A 17,424-nucleotide genomic window follows, 5' to 3' on the forward strand; every position below is an offset into this window, starting at 1 on the left:
TTTTGAGGTCGAGGGCAAGCCAATCGCGAGGCGCTGGCGCCGCCCCTCATCCGCCCTTTGGGCACCTTCTCCCCGTGAAACGGGGAGAAGGAAAAGGGCCGTCACCCCCGCCAAACACCCTCTTTCCTGAGGTCATCCATGGTGCGTGAAATGCCTTCGCGCAGGATCGCCACCATGTCATCGACCTGCTCGCGGCTGATGATCAGCGGCGGCGACATCACGCACATGTTGATCAGCGGCCGCACCAGAAGGCCGAGTTCGTGGCAATGCGCATCGATGCGTTTGCCCACATTCTTGTCGAGCTGCAGCGGATCCTTGCTCTCGCGGTCGGCGACGCATTCGACGCAAGCCATCAGCCCGACGCCACGCACCTCGCCGACCAGCGGCAGCTCTTCCAGCGTCTTCAGTCGCGCCTGGAAATAGGGGGCGATCTCGCGCGTGTGGGCGAGCACGCCCTCTTCCAGCAGGTCGAGATTCTTCAGCGCGACCGCGCAGCCGATAGGATGGCTGGTGTAGGTGAGCCCATGGCCGAACAGCGCATCCGGATGGTTGGAGCGGCGCAACTCTTCGAGCAGGCGCTCGGAGATGATGACGCCGCCGAGCGGGAAATAGCCCGACGTGACGCCCTTGGCGAAGGTCATCATGTCCGGGTCGATCCCGAACACGTCGCCTGAGGCAAAGACATGGCCGAGCCGTCCGAAGCCGGTCACCACCTCGTCCGAGACATAGAGGATGTCGTTCTCGCGGCAGATCTCGCGGATGCGCTTCAGGTACCCGTCCGGCGGCACGATGACGCCTCCGGAAGCCTGCACCGGTTCGCCGACAAAGGCGCCGATGCGCTCCGCGCCGACGCGCGCGACGGTGTCGCGGAACTGGTCGACCAGGAAATCGGTGAAGGCGGCGATGCTCATCTCCTTCGGCCGCCGGAACGGGTCGGGCGAGGACAATTTGACCACCAGATCGTCGGCGCCGTCCATCCAGTCGCGGTCACGCGGCCGGCCGTTGAGCGAGGCCGACAGATAGGTCGAGCCGTGATAGGCGCCGCCACGGCTGAGGATCAGCTTCTTCTCCGGCCGTCCGCGCACATTGTTGTAGAACTGCATGAAGCGCAGCGCCGTCTCCACCGCCGAAGAGCCGCCGGTGGTGAAGAAGGTGTGACTGAGGTCGCCGGGTGCCGCATCGGCGATGCGCCGGGCAAGCTCGGCCGAGGGCGCGTTCATCGTATACCAAGGCGTGTTGTAGGAGAGCGCCATCGCCTGGTCGTACATGACCTTGGCCAGCTCCTCGCGGCGATGGCCGACATTGATGCACCACATGCCGGCCGGGCCGTCGATGAGGCGCTTGCCGGAAGCGTCGGTGATATAGATGCCGTGGCCCTCGCCGATCAGCGCGCGCGCCTCGTTGCCGACCGAGCCGGCATAGGGCCAGGGCTGCAAGAGATGGCGCTTGGCGAGCTCGACCGCGTCGTCATCGCCGGCATCGATGAGTTCGCTTGCCTTGATCTTGCTTTGAGCCGCCATTTTCGCCTCGCATCGCCCGAGTTGTCAGATTTTCGTCGGATATCAACGATATGGAAAAGCATGGAAATTCGGCTTTTCATCACTTCATTTTGAATATCCGTTCAATCAATATCGCAGAAATAGCGCTTGATTTCAATCGGCGGATGCGCTCATGATGAAAGAAAGCCGGCAAGCTAGGGAGCGATCGCGCTCCAAGCATAATTCGGGAACAGGCAGCCGGTGCCACGAATGGGAAGGCGCATGGCGGGACAGTCCGAGCCAGCTACCGAAATCACGCCCGGAGCGTTGCAATGACGGTTGCCGCGGAAGGGTCGCCCCCGTTGCGCATGGCGGGATCGAGACGAAGTCCCCTTCTGCAGTCGGAAGCCGTCCAGGGCTTTGCCCTGATCAGTCCCACCTTCGTCTACGCCCTCATTCTCCTCGTCCTGCCGATCCTGGTCGTCATCGCCCATTCTTTCTGGACCCAGAACTACCTCACCATCGACCACACGTTCACGCTGGAGAATTACCGGATCGCGCTGACCGAGCCGATCTACCGCGACCTGCTCTGGCGCTCGCTCTACATCTCGCTGACAGTCAGCCTGCTCACCGTGGCTCTGGCCTATCCGGTCGCTTATTTTATTTCCTTCCATGGCGGCCGCCACAAGAGCCTGTGGCTGTTCCTCATCACCATCCCGTTCTGGACCAGCTACCTGCTGCGCGTGATGTCGTGGAAGGTGATCCTCGGCTATAACGGCGTGCTCAACTCCGGCCTGATGGGCCTCGGCATCATCGACGAGCCGTCGACGGCGCTGCTCTACAATTCCACCGCCGTCATCATCACGCTGACCCATGCCTGGGCGACCTTCGCGATCCTGCCGATCTTCGTTTCGCTGGAGAAGGTCGACCGGACTCTGGTCGAAGCGGCGACCGACCTCGGCGACGGGCCGCTGCGCTCCTTCCTGCGCGTCACCCTGCCGCTGTCGGCGCCCGGCGCCATCTCGGCGGCGCTGATCGTCATGATCCCGACCGTCGGCGACTATGTCACGCCGAAGCTCGTCGGCGGCAAGGACGGCGTCATGATCGCCAACGCAATCCAGGCGCAATTCGGCAAGGCGTCGAACTGGCCGCTGGGTGCAGCGCTCTCCGTCACCACGATGATCATCGTCTCGTTGATGGCCGGCGCCACTGTGCTGGTCTTCCGCGGCCTGCAGAGGCTGGCACGATGACGGCGATAAGACGTTTCCTGCCCGGCTGGCTGTCGAGCTATGCCGTCCTCTATCTGCTGTTTCTTTACCTGCCGGTGATCTTCTTGCCGATCTTCTCGATCAACACCGCGGCAACGCCGAAATTCCCGCTCTCGGGCGTGACGCTGCACTGGTACGAGGACCTGCCGCGCACGCCGGCGCTGATCGACGCTACCTGGAACAGCCTGATCGTCGGCGTCTCCGCCTCGATCCTGTCCACCGTGCTCGGCATCCTCGCGGCCCGCTCGATCACCCGCTACCGTTACCCGGGCCGCCGCGCCATCAACGGCCTGATCATGGCGCCGCTGGTGCTGCCGGAGGTGATCGTCGCCATCTCGATGCTGCTGGTCATGCTGCAGCTGGGCTTGAGCCTGTCGCTGTTCACCGTGGTGCTTGGCCATGTGCTGGTCTGCATTCCCTATTCGATGACCGTGCTGACCTCCGGTTTCGAGGGTTTCGATCGCAGCCTCGAGGAGGCCTCGGCCGATCTCGGCGAGAGCGCGTTCGGCACCTTCCGGCGCGTGACGTTGCCGATGGTCGCGCCGGCGATCATCTCCAGCCTGCTCGTCTGCTTCACCATCTCGCTGGACGAATTCATCATCGCCTTCTTCCTCACCGGCACCGAGGCGACGCTGCCGATCTACATCTGGGGCCAGTTGCGGTTCGCGGCCAAGCTTCCCGGCGTGCTGGCGCTCGGCACCTTACTGCTCTTCGCGTCGTTCCTGCTGATGACGACTGCCGAAATCCTGCGCCGCCGCGCGGCGAGACGCACCCAGAACGAGGGAGGCCTCTATGCTTGAGCGGGTCCAGTCCGAGCGCACCCAAACCGATCGCACCATGATCGAGATCCGCGACGTTACCCGCAGCTACGGATCGTTCAAGGCGCTGGACAATGCCTCGCTGGCGATCAGGGAGGGCGAGTTCTTCTCGCTGCTCGGGCCTTCCGGCTGCGGCAAGACCACGCTTTTGCGCATGATCGCCGGCTTCGACAAGCCGACCAGCGGCTCGATCGCCGTCGACGGCCAGCCGATGGACGGCATTCCCGCCAACCGCCGGCCGACCAATATGGTCTTCCAGAGCTATGCGATCTTCCCGCATCTCAATGTCGAGCAGAATGTCGCCTACGGCCTGAAGCGGCTGAAGCTCGACGCCGGCGCGGAGAAGCACCGCGTCGGGGAAGCGCTGGCGCAGGTCTCGCTCACCGGGCTCGGCAAGCGCCGTGCCACCGAGCTCTCCGGCGGCCAGCGCCAGCGCGTGGCTTTGGCCCGCGCGCTGGTCATGCGGCCCAAGGTGCTGCTGCTTGATGAGCCGCTTTCGGCGCTGGACAAGAAGCTGCGCGAGCAGATGCAGGTCGAACTGCGCCGTCTGCAGCAGGCGGTCGGCATCACCTTCGTGCTGGTGACGCACGACCAGTACGAGGCCCTGGCGATGTCGGACCGCATCGCCGTGATGTTCGGCGGCAAGATCGCGCAGGTCGCTTCGCCGAAGGAAATCTACCAGCGCCCGGTCAACCGCCAGGTCGCCGATTTCCTCGGCGGCATGAATTTCGTCAAGGCCGAGATCGTCGAGGAAAACGGCGCTTCGCTGGTGCTCGACACACTGGGTTTCGGCCGTGTCAGGGCCGACAAGCCAAGGGCTTTCGTGCGCAATGGCGGCGCGGCCACGCTTGGCATCCGGCCCGAGCGGCTGCGTGTTTTATGGGACAACGCGACGGCGAAGTTCGAGGTCTCAGGCAAGGTCGTCGAGCGTCACTATTTCGGCGAGATCACGCATCTGATCGTCGAGATCCCCGGACTGGAAAAGCCGCTTTCGGTGACCGAGACCAACGATTTCGGCGCCGACGACATTCCGGTCGGCGCGCCGATCCGCCTCGCCTACGACCCCGAGGCGCTGGTGGCGATGGCGGACTGAATCTTTGCAGCAGCGATGCGCCCCGCCACGATCGCGCCTTCGACATAGCCCGGGAAAGACGGCGACACTTCCGAAGCGGCGAAATAGACCGGCGGCGCGCCGGCAAGGATCACGCGCTCGGCATCGCGTGCGGTCACATTGGTGATGAGGTCGCTATAGGCGCCGCCGCTCCAGCGGTCATGCGTCCAGTCGCGCGAGCTGAAATCGACGATGTCGGCGGCCCGCGGGCCGAGCGCCTGGACAAGCCTCGCGGTGATTTCCGCACGCAATGCCGCCTCGCCGAGCGCATGCCAGCGCAGCGCCAGCGGCCCGCCGACGAAGACGGCAAGCGCGGCATGGTCGGCATCCGTGCTGGCGTCGCAGGCAAACAGCCCCGGCTGGTCGCGCCACATGACCATGCCGCTCAAGGTGCGCTCGCGCCAAAAAGGTTTTGCGTAACGCACCAAGATCTTGATCACCGCGCCGCTTTCCCAGACGCCGAGCGCGCTCGCCAGCTCAGTCGGCAAAGACGGCGCGAAATCGAGCTTCGCGGCCGTCGCCGGCGGCAAGGCGACCAGCGCCGCGCCCGCCTCGACAACGCCGCCGATCGAGACGACGCGAATGCCTTGCCGCCGGCGCTCGATCCGCGTCGCGGCTTCGCCCAGCCGCAGGCGGTCGCCGAGATCTGCCGCCAGATCATCGGCCAGCGACTGCATCGTCTCGCGCAGGAAATACTGCAGCTCGAACACTTCGTTGGTGATGCGGCGATCATTGTCGATCAGGTACCACAACGGCACCTTGTCCAGCGGCAGGCACCACAGGCCCTCGATCATCGAACGAAAAGCTGCCTTGGCGTCGGCCGTGTCCGCCTGGCGCTCGAGCCATGTCGCCACTGTCAACCCGGCGATCGACGGATCGTCCGGCTCGATCCCGTTCATGCGCTCGCGGATTGCCCTCGCGACATGATAGCTCCGCTCCGCCCCCGCCGGCGTCATCGACGGATAGGTGATGAATTCGCCCTCGACATAGGTCTCGACGAAGGTCTTGCCGTGGGCCCTCGCCAGCGCCATCACTTCGGGCATGTCCACGCACAAGAACTGGCCGCCGCTGTCGACCAGTTCGCCGAGCCCATTGCGCACGGCCTCTACCCTGCCGCCGACGCGGTCGCGCGCCTCGAGCACAAGGAAATCGATGCCGGCGCGCTTCAATTCGAGCGCGGCGGACAGGCCGGTGAAGCCGGCGCCGACGATGACGATGTCGGTCCTTTCGATGACGCTGCTCAATAGCCGGCCTTGATCTTCTCGAACTCGGCCACCATGCGCTGCTTCAGATCCGGCGCCACCGGCTGCTGGAACAGCGTCTTGTCGAGGAACTTGTCGAGGTTGTCGAAGCCGCGTTCGGTGAGCAGCTTCTGGTCCATCGCCGCCATGCCCACGCTGTTGCCGTGACCGTAGCCGAAGGTCTTCACCATATACTCCGAAACGTCCGGCGCGTTGACGGCGCTCAGAAAATCATAGGCCTGGTCGAGCTTGCCCGGCGCATCCTTGAGCAGGACATAGCCGCACACCCAGGTCGAGATGCCTTCCTTGGTGTCGCGGTTCATGGCGATCGGCAGGCCCTGACCTTTCAATGTCACATAGGTCTCGTTCCAGCCCCAGACCAGATCGACTTCGTTGCCGGTGAAGGCCTGGTTGAGGTCGGTGTCGTCCGTCCAGTAGAAGCGGACATTCTTGTGCACGTCGCGCAGAAAGGCGGAAGCCTGTTTGAACTGCTCGTCGGTCATCTTGGTCCAGTCCTTGAGCCCGATGACCAGGCTCGCCAGCGCATAGGCGTCATCGACATTGTCGCCGATGGTGACGCGGCCCTTGAATTTCGGATCGGCGAAGATCGTCAGCGACTGCGCCTCGTCCGCCGTCACCTTGTCGGTGCGATAGAGCAGCGAGGTATTGCCCCAGTCGAAAGGCATGAACCAGGCCTTGCCGTCGGCGGTGGTGGCGAGATCCTTCATCGCCATGATGCCCGGATTGAGATCCTTCCAGCCGGCGATCTTCGAGGTGTCGAGCGGTTGCAGCAGACCGGCCTCGCGCCATTTCACCACGCTTTGCGAGCAGGGATGCGCGATATCGGCCTTGAAGCCCGCGCGCATCTTCTCGAAGGCCTCGTCCTCGTCGCCGAAGAAGGAGAAGGTCGGCTCGGCGCCGTGTTTGGCGGTATAGGCCGGATGCAGCAGCGGGTCCTCGTAACCGGACCAGTCGAAGACCACGAGATCGCCGCCGCCTTCGGCAAGCGCATAGGCGGAGCCCGTGCCGATGGTGACGATAGCGGCCAAGGCGAGGCGGCGAAGCACGGATGTCATGGCGCGAGAACTCCCCCATCGCGAATAGTGCGGCAGGTTAAGAGAATTCCCCGGCTTTGGCGAGCCCGCCTGGTCGGGCTCCAGCCGCCTGCGCTACGCCGTTTCAATTCTGGAGCGACCGGTCGTTTCCGCAGCACTCAATAGCCGGCTTTGATCTTCTCGAATTCGGCGATCATCTTGAGCTTGAGCTCCGAAGGCAGCGGCTGCTGGAACAGCGTCTTGTTCGCCCACTTTTCAACGTCGTCATAGCCTTTTTCCTTCAGGACCGCAGGATCGACGCCGGCCATGCCCTTGGCATTGGCCTGGCCGTAGCCCCAGTCCTTGACCAGCGTCTTGGCGACTTCGGGATCGTTGACGGCGCTGAGATAGTCATAGGCCTTGTCGATGTTGCCGGGCGCGTCCTTGAACAGCACATAGCCGCAGACCCAGGTCGAGATGCCCTCGTCGGTGTCCTTCTTGGATTTGATCGGCACGCCGGCCTTGACCGACTGCACGGTCGCATCGTTCCAGGCCCAGGCGAGGTCGACCTCGCCGCCGGAAAGCAGCTGCACGATGTCGGTGGTGTCGGTCCAGTAGGAGCGGACATTCTTGTGCACCTGGCGCAGGAAGTCGGATGCTTGGCGGAACTGGTCGTCCGTCATCTTGGTCCAGTCCTTCAGCCCGATGGCGAGGCTGGCCAGCGCGTAGGCGTCGTCGACATTGTCGCCGATCGAAACCCTGCCCTTGTATTTCGGATCGGCGAACGCCTTCAGCGACTGCACGTCCTTTTCGGCGATCTTGTCGGAATTGTAGGTGAGTTGGGTATTGCCCCAGTCCCACGGCATGAACCAGGCCTTGCCGTCGGACGTCGTGGCAAGGTCCTTCATCGCCATGATGCCGGGGTTGAGATCCTTCCAGCCTGCGATCTTGGACGTGTCGAGCGGCTGCAGCAGCCCCGCCTCGCGCCACTTCACCACGCTCTGCGAGCATGGGTGGCCGAGATCGGACTTGAAGCCGGAGCGGATTTTTTCGAAGGCCTCGTCCTCGTCGCCGAAGAAGGCGAAGGTCGGCGAATCGCCGTTCTTCTCGACATACTTGCCGTGGAAGCTCGGATCCTCATAGCCGGACCAGTCGAAGACGATCAGATCCTTGTCGGCGGCGACCGCGAACGCCGCCGCCGAAGCGGCGAGCGCGCTCCCAAGCGCCAGGGTCAATGTCAGGCGTCGGCTGAGTTTCTTCATGCTGTTCCATCCTCTTTTGGTTTGCCGGTCTTGTTGGCCGGCTGTTGCTGTCCCCGGTTTTTGCTAGCCCCATCTTTTGCTTAGCCAAAGTGTTTCGGGAAGGCGGCGGCCAAGAACGCATTCGCCGCCTGCAATGCGGTCTCTCGCGTGGTGTCCTCGGTCCCCATCATCAGCCGCAGCCACAAGCCCTCGAGCATGGCGCTGAGCGCGAGCGCGATGACCTGCGGGTCATAGGTGTAGTTGCCGCTCTGTTTGAGCGTCGCGCAGAGATCGATGAAGACCTGCTGGTAATAGGCGTCGCGCGAGCTGCTCAGCGCCTGGTAGGTCGGCCGCGACTTGGCCTCGCCCCAGAAGGCAAGCCACGCGGCAAGCTTGCGCTTGTTGCAGATCGAGCGGTCGAAATCGGCCCATACCAGATGCTGCAGCTGTCTCGCCGGATCGTCGCCCGCCTTCTGCAGGGAAGTGCGCCAATGCGCCGAATATTCGTCATACATGTGCTGCAGCGTGGCGATCAGCAGCTTTTCCTTGCTCTCGAAATGGAAGTTGACGATGCCGCGCGACAGGCCGGCGCCGTCGGCTACGTCGGCCATCGTCGTTTCGGCATAGCCGCGCTTGGCCAGGGAATCGATCGTCGCCTCGATCAGCTGCAGCCGCCGGACCTCTTTCGAGGCCTTGCGGCCGCGCTTTTCGGCGTCGCCTTTCCGTGCCGTTTCGGGGAGAGCATCGCTCGCCTCTGCAGTCTTCATGGGTGTGACGGTCTCCAGCATCGCCGGCTATCCGACCGGCTTCCAACCGCGCAGATGAGTGGGGCGGTGCTCGCCACTGTCAAGCACCTTCTGCATCGCCTCCCAGGTCTTGATGTTCTTGTCGACATAGGCCGCGCCGACCGCTGCCGCGGCCTGCGCGTAGAGCGGCCCCTTGAGCCGCGAAAGCTCTTCGCGCGCGACCTCGCGGTACCACGGATTGCGGTCGCGGATGGTGATCTCGGTAAAGCCGGCGCGCCGCATCGCCTCGGCATAGCGCGCCGGCGAGGCCATGGCGAAGGAGAGCCCTTCGGCCGCGATATAGGCCTTCATCCGAGGCGACGGCTCGCCGTCATGCGAAATCATCCAGTTCGACGCCGCAAACACCCCGCCGGGCTTCAGCACGCGAAAGATCTCGGCGAACAGCGCGTCCTTGCCCGGCACATGCAAAAGCGCGTCCTTGGAGAAGACGACGTCGAAGGAGGCGTCCGTGAAAGGCAGCGGCCCCGGCGGCGCCTGGACGAAGTCGACACGGTCATCGAGGCCCTGTCTGATCGCCCCTCGCCTCGCAGTCTCGATCACCGGCTTCTCGACATCGAAGCCGGTGGCCCGAGCCGCGCCGTGCGTTGCCACCAGATGCAGCGTGATGCCGCCGGCGCCGCAGCCGATATCGAGGATCGTCTTGCCCTTGAGGGAGAGGCCTTCGACCACGCGGTCGACCTCCTCCGGGCCACCCGGCGAAAGGTAGCCTTCGCCCCACAGCGCTTCGAGGAAGCGGATGGCAGTGTCGTCATATTCCGGCTCGGCGTCAGCCGTTTCGATCATCGGATCCTCAACCTCAAATGCCGATGCGGATCAATCCAGAAATCAAGGCAAAGCCTAGCGCATCAATGGGAAAACGCAACACCATTTGTTGAACATTCATTCAATATGGCTGGACAAAAAACTGTGATCCGTGCCAAATTCGGGCAATCGGGAACAAGACGCACCGAGCAATTCCAGGAAAAGCGTGACGCGGTTTTCCGGAATTGCGGAGAAACAAGCAGATAGGGCAACCGGCTGGAGGTTCGGCGCGCATGAAGGCATGGGACGCGATCGTCATCGGCGGCGGCCATAACGGGCTGGTCAACGCCTGCTATCTGCAGCGTGCCGGGCTGGACGTACTGGTGGTCGAGAAGAACGATTGGGTCGGCGGCGCGGCCACCAGCCGCGAGCTGACGCCGGGCTTCCTCTATTCCAACTGTTCCTATGTCTGCTCGCTGTTTCGGCCCGAGATCATGCGCGACCTGGAGCTGCCCCGCTTCGGCCTGCAGGTGATCTCCTATGAGGGCGGCGCGGTGTTCACGCGCGACGGCGACTACCTCGCCAACTACCGCGATCATGACGCGCATCGCCGTGAGTTCGCCCGCTTTTCGAAGCGCGACGCCGAGGCCTATGACCGCTATTCGCGCGACGTCACGAGACAGTGCCGCTTCATCCAGCCGCTCTTGATGCGCACCGCGCCCGACCCGACGAGCTTCAGGCCGCGCGACGTTGGCGAGCTGCTTTATCTCGGCAAGAAATTCGCCGGCCTCTCGGCCGAGGAGATGGCGTTGACCTTGCGCTTCTGGACGATGTCGATCTCGGACTTCCTCGACGAATATTTCGAGACCGACGTCATCAAGGCGAACTTCGCGCTTTCAGGTATCATCGGCACGGCGCTCGGCCCGATGTCGCCGGGCACGGCCTATGTGCTCCTCCACCACTATATGGGCGAGGTCGACGGCTCGGTCGGCGCCTGGGGCTATGCGCGCGGCGGCATGGGTGCCGTCACCAAGGCGCTGGCTGCCTCCTTCAAGGCCAGCGGCGGCACCATCCGCACCGGCGCCGAGGTCGACCACGTGCTGATCAGGAAAGGCAAGGCCAAGGGCGTCGTACTTGCCGGCGGCGAGGAGATCCATGGCAAGCTCGTCATCTCCAATGCCGACGTCAAGCGCACCTTCCTGAAGCTGGTCGAGGAAAAGGAGCTGCCCGACATCTTCCTGCGCCACGTCAGGAACTTCAAGATCCGCGGCTCATCCGGCAAGGTCAACATCGCGCTCGATTCCCTGCCCGAATTCCCGGCTTTGCCGAAGGATTCGCCGGTCTACCGCGCCGACATGCATTTCACCGATTCCATCGAGCGCATGGAGCGCGCCTATGACGACTGGAAGGCCGGACGCTGGTCGGCCGATCCCTTCCTCGACATGATGATCCCGACCACGCTCGACCCGACCATGGCACCGCCGGGCAAGCATTTCATGAGCTGCTTCGTCCAATACGCGCCGCCCAAGATCGGCGGCCGCGACTGGACCGAGGCCGACCGCGACGGCTTCGCCGAAAGCGTGATTGCGCAGATCGCCGACTATTCGCCCGGCTTCCGCGACCGCATCGTCCATATGGAAGTGCGAACGCCGCGCGAGATCGAGGCCGAGGTCGGCCTCACCGAAGGCAACATTTTTCAGGGCGAGCTCACCTTCGACCAGCTGGTCTTCAACCGCCCGGTGCCGGGCTACGCGCAATACCGTTCGCCGCTCAGTGGGCTCTATATGTGCGGCTCTTCCACCCATCCGGGCGGCGGCGTCATGGGCGCGCCCGGGCGCAATGCCGCCGCAGAGATCCTGCGCGATCTTGCCAAGCCAACCCTGCATATGAGCCCTGCCCATGACGTCATCTGATTTGAACTGGGACGCCATCGTCATCGGCGGCGGCCATAATGGCCTCGTCGCCGCCGCAACGCTGGCCAAATCCGGCCGCAAGGTGCTGCTGCTCGAGGCCGGCAACGAGGTCGGCGGCGCCGCGCGCACCGAGGAGTTCGCGCCGGGCTTTCGCGTCTCCACGGTCGCGCATCTGCTCAATCGACTGCATCCCGATGTGGTGAAGACGCTGGAGCTGGAACGCCACGGATTGACGGTAGAGCGCGGCGACTTCGTGCCGTCGGTTGCGCTGTCGAGAGACGGTCCGCTGGCGCTGCACGGCGCCTATGGCGAGGTGCTGACGGGCGCCAGCCCTTCGGAACAGTCCGCCTGGAAAGATTTGCGCGCGCAATTGCTGCGCTATGCCGGCGTGCTGAAGCCTTTCCTGTCGCGCCGACCGCCTGATCTTGGCGGCATGTCGCTGGCCGAGATGACCGGGCTCGGCCAGACCGCGCTGGCGCTGAAGCGGCTCGGCAAGGAAGACGTGCGCGACTTCCTGCGCGTGCTTCTGATGAATGTCTACGACATGCTCGACGAGCAGCTGTCGGACGACCGGCTGAAGGGCCTGCTTGCTTTCGACGCGACGCTCGGCTCGCATCTTGGGCCGCGCTCGCCGACTTCGCTGCTCGGCCTCTACTACAGGCTTGCCGGCGAGATAGGCGGCCTTGCCGGCGCGCAGATCCAGCCGAAAGGCGGCATGGGCGCTGTCGTCGCCGCCATCCGCGCGGCGGCGGATAGGGCGGGCGTTTCGATCCGCCCGGCTTCGCCGGTCGCCAAGGTGATCGTCGAGAAGGGCCGCGCCGTCGGCGTCGTCACGCAGGGCGGCGAAACGCTGCGGGCCAAGAGCGTGGTTTCCGCCATCAACCCGGCGACCACGATCCTCGACCTTGTCGGGCCGCGCGAGGTCGATACCGGCTTCGTGCGCAAGGTGAAGAACATCCGCATGAAGGGCGATGCGGCCAAGCTGCATCTGGCGCTGGACCGGCCGCCGCAATTTTCGGGCGTCGACGCCGCCGGCCACAAGGGCCGCCTCGTCGTCGCGCCTTCGCCCGACCATGTCGAGCGCGCCTTCAATCCGTCGAAATACGGCGAGTTCTCGCCCGAGCCGGTGATGGAGGTCACGCTGCCCAGCCTGGCCGACCCATCGCTCGCCCCATCAGGCGCCTGCGTGCTTTCGGCCGTGGTGCAATACGCGCCCTATGCGTTGAGAGAGGGCTGGGCCGCCGGCAAGGCGCGCTTCCTCAAGGCGATCATGGCGCAGCTCGAGACCTATGCGCCCGGCATCGGCGCCGCGGTCCGCCACGCCGAGCTCCTTACGCCCGCCGACATCGAGGCGCGCTACCGCATGCCTGGCGGCCACTGGCACCATGGCGAGTTGCAGGCCGACCAGATGCTGATGTCACGGCCGGTCTCCGGCTGGTCGGGCTACGACACGCCGCTCGAAGGGCTGTTCCTTGCCGGCGCCGGCTCGCATCCGGGCGGCGGCATTTCCGGCGCGCCCGGCCTCAACGCCGCGCGCCGTATCATCGCGATGAGGGGGTGAGGATGATTTCGCAGTTCACAAACGCAGCGCTCTACGGCGCCCCCCTCTGCCCTGCCGGGCATCTCCCCCTCTTGGGGGGAGATCGGCTGTCCTCACGCCCGGCTCACCTCCTGCAACGTCGAAGATCGGCGAAGTCGCCAGCGACAGCCAATCTCCCCCCTTGTGGGGGAGATGTCCGGCAGGACAGAGGGGGGCGCGAAGGAACGCCGTCATGAACCATCATCCCACGATCAAGCCCTCGGCCGACACCCGCACCCTCGCCCAATCCCACTTCCGCACTTTGCGCATGGGCACGCCCTTCCAGCCGCGCATCGACGCGCTGGCGCTGACGAACGACTGGTACAACTGGGCCGGCTACCGCGCGCCGCATTCTCTGTGGGACGAGGAGCTCGAATATTTCGCCATCCGCAGCCAGGCGGCGCTGTTCGACATCTCGCCGATGACCAAATACCGGATCGAGGGTCCGGACGCCGAAGCCTATCTCGACCGCGTCACGCTGCGCGACGTGACCAAGCTGAAACCCGGCCGCGTCCACTACACCGCCTGGTGCGATGACGAAGGCTTCGTTCTCGACGATGGCACTTTGTTCCGGCTCTCGCCGACACGCTTCCGTCTCTGCTCGCAGGAGCGCCATCTGCCCTGGCTGCTCGACAGCGCGATCGGCTATCAGGTCAGTGTCGAGGAAGAGACCGAAGCGGTCGCCGGACTGGCGCTCCAGGGCCCGACCTCCTTCGCCATCCTGCGCGAAGCGGGCTTTGCAGGCGTCGAGCGGCTGAAAATCTTCGACGTCGCCGAGTTCGCGCATGACGACGCTGCGGTGACCATCTCGCGCACCGGCTTCACCGGCGATCTCGGCTACGAATTGTTCGTGCCGGCCGACAAGGCGCTGAGCCTGTGGGACCGGCTGATGGCGGCGGGCGAGCTGCGCGGCATCCGCGCCATCGGCTATACCGCGCTGAACCGCGCCCGGCTGGAGGCGGGGCTGATCGTCGCCAATGCCGATTTCATAGCTGCCGAGCATGCCATCCGCGCCGACCGCCTGCGCATGCCGGACGAGATCGGCCTCGGCTTCATGATCGATCCAGACAAAGGCCATTTCAACGGCCGCCGCGCCATCCTCGAAGCCCGGACGAAGAAGAAGCTGCGCCATGTGCTGGTCGGCCTGGAGATCGAAGGCAACATCCCGGCCGAGCATGCGATCGTCTACTACAAGAAGAGCCGGGAGGTCGGGCTGGTCAGCGCGGCGATGTGGTCGCCCATGGCCAAGCGCAACATCGCGCTCGCCTCGCTGCAGCGGCCCTGTGGCGACACGATCGTCGACGACCTCTGGGTCGAGATTTACGCCATGCGCGAGCTGCAGTACCAGAAGCTGATGAAGAAGGCGAAGGTGGTGCCACGGCCCTTCATCAAGCTCGACCGCCGCACCGCCAACCCGCCCGCGGACTTTTGACCATGGCAAGCGAAGCGGAGGACCTGGAGGCCGAAGCCGCCGAGCAGTGGCAACTGGTCAACACGCCGCTCGGCGAGATGTGGTCCGGCCGGACCCGCTACGCGGCGGCGATGTATTTCTTCAAGCGCGGCGAAATGAACGCCGAGACGCTCGAGGTCTACCGCATTTGCGCCCGGCTCGACCATGAGGATCCCCTGCCAATCATCCGCGACCGCAGCGTCGGCAAGGAATGGCTGAAGCGCCTGGGTGCTTAGGGTACGCCTCACTTCGTCATTCTAGGGCGGAGCAAGGAGCGAAGCGACGCGCAGACCCTAGAAATCCATTCCGTGACTTAGAGGCGCCGCTACAGTGCAGAATTTTGCTCCGTTGCACGCCTTGGCGAAGGTAACGGAATGGATTCTAGGGGTCTGCGCGACGGAGCTTCTCTCCTGCTTCGCCCTAGAATGACGAAGTTGAGAGCGTTCTGCCTCCAATCTCTGAGCGTCGATGATCGTCCCTTCACGGACACTTATCCGATGGTCCTTTCAAGCACGCTCAACCAATTGCGACAAGCGATCTTCTCGATCAGCGTGCGCCCGAAACCGCGCGCGGCGAGCGCGTCGATGAGCTTCGGCAGACCGGCGACGTCGCCGATGGGGGCTGGGATCATGGCGCCGTCGAAATCCGAGCCTAGCCCGACCCCGTCCTCACCCAGCGCCTGCAACAGCGAGTCGATGTGGCGCACCATGATATCAATGCTGGTGTCGGCGTTCATGCGGCCGTCCTCGCGCAGGAAGCCGGTGGCGAAGTTCAGGCCCACCATGCCGCCGGATTCGCGGATCGCGCCGAGCTGCCAGTCGGTCAGGTTGCGCGAATGGCCGCAGATCGCATGCACGTTGGAATGGGTCGCGACCAGCGGCGCATCGCTAAGCTCGGCCACGTCGCGAAAACCCTTCTCGTTGAGATGCGAGAGGTCAATCATGATCCTTAGCTGGTTGCACGCCTTGACCAGCGCCTTGCCGGCATCGGTGAGACCAGGCCCGGTGTCGGGCGAGGACGGAAAGCGGAACGGCACGCCGTTGCCGAAGGCGTTGGGGCGGCTCCAGACGATGCCCAGCGAGCGCAGCCCTGCGGCGTGAAGCACGTCGAGCATGGCAAGCCCGGGATCGATCGCCTCGACGCCCTCGATGTGGAACACCGCCGCGATCGAGCCTTTCGCCATCGCGTCACGCACATCGCCGGCGCTGCGGCAGACGGTCAGAGCGCCGGCGCGCTCCAGCCGGAACAGGATCGAAGCCATGCCGATGGTCGATGTGATCGCCTCGGCCTGGGGCAGTTCCGGCGGCAGCGGTTCATTGTCGCTCGGCGCCGGCGGCACGGCGCTGCGTTTCGACTTTTCGACCGGCGGCGGAAAGATCGCGAACATGCCACCGGCAAAGCCGCCTTTCCTGGCGCGCGGCAGGTCGATATGCCCGCCCGGCGTCCCCTCGATGAACAGCTTTTCGACGTCGGCTTCCTTCGACTGGTAGAGCCGAAGCAGCGTGTCGTTATGTCCGTCGAAAACGGGGATCAGGTCGGTATCGGTCATCAGGGAGCCATTCAAATCGGGGACGGGCGGGACGACAGATTTCGTCCGGGCGAACCGTCAACTTAGGCAAGATGACCGGGCGGTGCAAATGCCAAGAGCTTCCCCTTCTCCCCTTGTGGGAGAAGGTGGATCGGCGCGATAGCGCCGAGACGGATGAGGGGTGTTCCAGGGAATGCCAACGTCTCACTCCGCTGGAACACCCCTCATCCGGCCGCTGCGCGGCCACCTTCTCCCACAGGGGGACAAGGGAAAGACGGTGCTACTGTTTCAGGACATCCGCCCATTCCGGATGGCGACGGAATTGGGCGTTGGCGAAGGGGCAGAGCGGGATGATCTTCTTGCCGGCGGCGCGCGCATCCTCGACCGCGCGGGTGACGAGCCGAAGCCCGGCGCCCTGGCCGCGAAAGACGTCCGGCACCTCGGTGTGGTCGATGATCAGCTGGTGCTCGCCGATCTTGGTGAACGTCATCTCGGCCTCGGCGCCGCCCGGGCCGCGCAGCACGTAGCGACCCTTTGAGCCGCGGTCTTCCAGTTCGACCTCGGGCAGTTGGTCGGCCATTTTTACTTGCCTCCTTCGGCAACGGGCGCCGGCGCGAAAAACCGCCGCGCCGCTTCGATTTCATTCGGCCGAACCTCATGCCCGCCGTCGTGCCATTCCACTGTGACATTGGCGCCGTCGGCGCGCAAATAGGCCTCGAGCCGCGACGTCAAATTGGGCGGACAGATCGGGTCGCGCCTGCCGGCCGTGATCAGGATGCGGCGGCCAGCAAGGCTGCCCTGGACGCGGGGTTCAAACGGGATCAGCGGATGCATCAGCGTCGCGCCATCGAACAGGCCCGGCTCGGCGAACACCATCGAGGCCAGGATGTTGGCGCCGTTGGAGTAGCCGAGGCCGAACACCGCCGAGGGTTTTGCGGTCTCGACGTGCGCCTTGACGAAGCCCGCCATCTTCGAGGTCGCGCGCGCCAGGTCGTCCATGTCGTAGATGCCCTCGCCGGTGCGGCGAAAGAAACGAGGAGCACCGTGCTCCGACACATCGCCGCGCGGCGAGACGATCGTCGCCGAAGGCATAAGCTCGCGGCCGAAGCCGAGAAGCTGGTTCTCGTCGGCGCCGGTGCCGTGGAGGACGAAGAGCAGCGGGCTGCCCGGCGCACCGGGCAGCACCTTGTGGATGTAAGTGTCCTTGCTCATGGCT

The 17,424-nt window shown here is 64.6% G+C and carries 16 protein-coding genes; 7 read left to right on the top strand and 9 right to left on the bottom strand.

Annotated elements, in window-relative coordinates:
• Positions 1 to 101 precede the first annotated feature (101 nt).
• The gene (locus tag FJ425_RS09950) at positions 102 to 1,520 is read right to left on the bottom strand and encodes an aminotransferase (RefSeq protein ID WP_140723097.1); all 1,419 of its coding nucleotides are present in this window, start codon (positions 1,518 to 1,520) and stop codon (positions 102 to 104) included.
• A gap of 290 nt (positions 1,521 to 1,810) precedes the next feature.
• Between FJ425_RS09950 and FJ425_RS09955 the strand changes: the two genes are divergently transcribed.
• From FJ425_RS09955 to FJ425_RS09965, 3 genes are read left to right on the top strand one after another with little or no spacing between them, the layout of a single operon-like run.
• Positions 1,811 to 2,728, top strand: coding sequence for an ABC transporter permease (locus FJ425_RS09955; RefSeq protein WP_140723100.1), 918 nt, complete (start codon positions 1,811 to 1,813; stop codon positions 2,726 to 2,728).
• Complete coding sequence (locus FJ425_RS09960; RefSeq protein ID WP_140723103.1) at positions 2,725 to 3,546, top strand: ABC transporter permease; 822 nt, start codon at positions 2,725 to 2,727, stop codon at positions 3,544 to 3,546. Before FJ425_RS09955 ends, FJ425_RS09960 begins: the two co-directional genes overlap by 4 nt.
• Positions 3,547 to 3,583: 37 nt before the next feature.
• Positions 3,584 to 4,657, top strand: a complete 1,074-nt coding sequence (locus tag FJ425_RS09965; RefSeq protein ID WP_140633261.1) for an ABC transporter ATP-binding protein — start codon at positions 3,584 to 3,586, stop codon at positions 4,655 to 4,657.
• Here the strand turns inward: FJ425_RS09965 and FJ425_RS09970 are convergent.
• From FJ425_RS09970 to FJ425_RS09990, 5 genes are all read right to left on the bottom strand, one after another.
• Positions 4,621 to 5,919, bottom strand: a complete 1,299-nt coding sequence (locus tag FJ425_RS09970) for a flavin monoamine oxidase family protein (RefSeq protein WP_140633095.1) — start codon at positions 5,917 to 5,919, stop codon at positions 4,621 to 4,623. The genes FJ425_RS09965 and FJ425_RS09970 overlap by 37 nt on opposite strands.
• Positions 5,916 to 6,992 carry an extracellular solute-binding protein gene (locus FJ425_RS09975; RefSeq protein ID WP_140723106.1) on the bottom strand — a complete coding sequence of 359 codons (1,077 nt, stop codon included), beginning with the start codon at positions 6,990 to 6,992 and terminating at the stop codon, positions 5,916 to 5,918. Before FJ425_RS09975 ends, FJ425_RS09970 begins: the two co-directional genes overlap by 4 nt.
• A gap of 137 nt (positions 6,993 to 7,129) precedes the next feature.
• The gene (locus FJ425_RS09980) at positions 7,130 to 8,212 is read right to left on the bottom strand and encodes an ABC transporter substrate-binding protein (RefSeq protein WP_140723109.1); all 1,083 of its coding nucleotides are present in this window, start codon (positions 8,210 to 8,212) and stop codon (positions 7,130 to 7,132) included.
• Positions 8,213 to 8,292: 80 nt separating this feature from the next.
• A complete protein-coding gene (gene betI, locus FJ425_RS09985) occupies positions 8,293 to 8,979 on the bottom strand; it encodes a transcriptional regulator BetI (RefSeq protein ID WP_140692921.1) in 687 nt (228 codons plus the stop codon).
• Positions 8,980 to 8,985: 6 nt separating this feature from the next.
• Positions 8,986 to 9,780: a methyltransferase domain-containing protein gene (locus FJ425_RS09990; protein ID WP_140723112.1), complete on the bottom strand. Its 795-nt coding sequence runs from the start codon at positions 9,778 to 9,780 to the stop codon at positions 8,986 to 8,988.
• 251 nt (positions 9,781 to 10,031) lie between these two features.
• Here FJ425_RS09990 and FJ425_RS09995 point away from each other — a divergent pair, with 251 nt between their 5' ends.
• The 4 genes from FJ425_RS09995 to FJ425_RS10015 all read left to right on the top strand — a co-directional run bounded on the left by FJ425_RS09995 (position 10,032) and on the right by FJ425_RS10015 (position 14,916).
• Entirely contained in the window at positions 10,032 to 11,651 is a 1,620-nt protein-coding gene (locus FJ425_RS09995; protein WP_140723115.1) for an NAD(P)/FAD-dependent oxidoreductase, read from the top strand.
• On the top strand, positions 11,638 to 13,212 hold the full coding sequence (locus tag FJ425_RS10000) for an NAD(P)/FAD-dependent oxidoreductase (protein WP_140723118.1): 1,575 nt from the start codon (positions 11,638 to 11,640) through the stop codon (positions 13,210 to 13,212). Before FJ425_RS09995 ends, FJ425_RS10000 begins: the two co-directional genes overlap by 14 nt.
• Before the next feature lie 211 nt (positions 13,213 to 13,423).
• Positions 13,424 to 14,662, top strand: coding sequence for an aminomethyltransferase family protein (locus FJ425_RS10010; protein WP_140723121.1), 1,239 nt, complete (start codon positions 13,424 to 13,426; stop codon positions 14,660 to 14,662).
• A 2-nt stretch (positions 14,663 to 14,664) separates the two neighbouring features.
• Positions 14,665 to 14,916: a hypothetical protein gene (locus FJ425_RS10015; protein ID WP_140723124.1), complete on the top strand. Its 252-nt coding sequence runs from the start codon at positions 14,665 to 14,667 to the stop codon at positions 14,914 to 14,916.
• A 254-nt stretch (positions 14,917 to 15,170) separates the two neighbouring features.
• Here FJ425_RS10015 and FJ425_RS10020 read toward each other — a convergent pair whose 3' ends face one another.
• The 3 genes from FJ425_RS10020 to FJ425_RS10030 form a co-directional block, all read right to left on the bottom strand.
• Positions 15,171 to 16,229 (bottom strand): dipeptidase, encoded by a 1,059-nt coding sequence (locus tag FJ425_RS10020; RefSeq protein WP_140723127.1) that lies wholly within the window; start codon positions 16,227 to 16,229, stop codon positions 15,171 to 15,173.
• Positions 16,230 to 16,488: 259 nt separating this feature from the next.
• A complete protein-coding gene (locus FJ425_RS10025; RefSeq protein ID WP_140723130.1) occupies positions 16,489 to 16,788 on the bottom strand; it encodes a GNAT family N-acetyltransferase in 300 nt (99 codons plus the stop codon).
• Positions 16,789 to 16,790: 2 nt separating this feature from the next.
• Positions 16,791 to 17,420: an alpha/beta hydrolase gene (locus tag FJ425_RS10030; RefSeq protein ID WP_140723133.1), complete on the bottom strand. Its 630-nt coding sequence runs from the start codon at positions 17,418 to 17,420 to the stop codon at positions 16,791 to 16,793.
• Positions 17,421 to 17,424 lie beyond the last annotated feature (4 nt).

The sequence above is a fragment of the Mesorhizobium sp. B2-7-2 genome (assembly GCF_006440775.1).
In the GTDB taxonomy this organism is placed as follows: Bacteria; Pseudomonadota; Alphaproteobacteria; order Rhizobiales; family Rhizobiaceae; genus Mesorhizobium.

Bases quoted from the DNA above. Each gene is read 5' to 3' on its own strand.
- FJ425_RS09995 (WP_140723115.1), top strand. From the start codon at position 10,032: ATGAAGGCATGGGACGCGATCGTCATCGGCGGCGGCCATAACGGGCTG.
- FJ425_RS10020 (WP_140723127.1), bottom strand. From the start codon at position 16,229: ATGACCGATACCGACCTGATCCCCGTTTTCGACGGACATAACGACACG.
- FJ425_RS10030 (WP_140723133.1), bottom strand. From the start codon at position 17,420: ATGAGCAAGGACACTTACATCCACAAGGTGCTGCCCGGTGCGCCGGGC.
- FJ425_RS09980 (WP_140723109.1), bottom strand. From the start codon at position 8,212: ATGAAGAAACTCAGCCGACGCCTGACATTGACCCTGGCGCTTGGGAGC.
- betI (WP_140692921.1), bottom strand. From the start codon at position 8,979: ATGCTGGAGACCGTCACACCCATGAAGACTGCAGAGGCGAGCGATGCT.
- FJ425_RS10000 (WP_140723118.1), top strand. From the start codon at position 11,638: ATGACGTCATCTGATTTGAACTGGGACGCCATCGTCATCGGCGGCGGC.
- FJ425_RS09965 (WP_140633261.1), top strand. From the start codon at position 3,584: ATGATCGAGATCCGCGACGTTACCCGCAGCTACGGATCGTTCAAGGCG.
- FJ425_RS10010 (WP_140723121.1), top strand. From the start codon at position 13,424: ATGAACCATCATCCCACGATCAAGCCCTCGGCCGACACCCGCACCCTC.
- FJ425_RS10015 (WP_140723124.1), top strand. From the start codon at position 14,665: ATGGCAAGCGAAGCGGAGGACCTGGAGGCCGAAGCCGCCGAGCAGTGG.
- FJ425_RS10025 (WP_140723130.1), bottom strand. From the start codon at position 16,788: ATGGCCGACCAACTGCCCGAGGTCGAACTGGAAGACCGCGGCTCAAAG.
- FJ425_RS09990 (WP_140723112.1), bottom strand. From the start codon at position 9,780: ATGATCGAAACGGCTGACGCCGAGCCGGAATATGACGACACTGCCATC.
- FJ425_RS09960 (WP_140723103.1), top strand. From the start codon at position 2,725: ATGACGGCGATAAGACGTTTCCTGCCCGGCTGGCTGTCGAGCTATGCC.
- FJ425_RS09955 (WP_140723100.1), top strand. From the start codon at position 1,811: ATGACGGTTGCCGCGGAAGGGTCGCCCCCGTTGCGCATGGCGGGATCG.
- FJ425_RS09975 (WP_140723106.1), bottom strand. From the start codon at position 6,992: ATGACATCCGTGCTTCGCCGCCTCGCCTTGGCCGCTATCGTCACCATC.
- FJ425_RS09950 (WP_140723097.1), bottom strand. From the start codon at position 1,520: ATGGCGGCTCAAAGCAAGATCAAGGCAAGCGAACTCATCGATGCCGGC.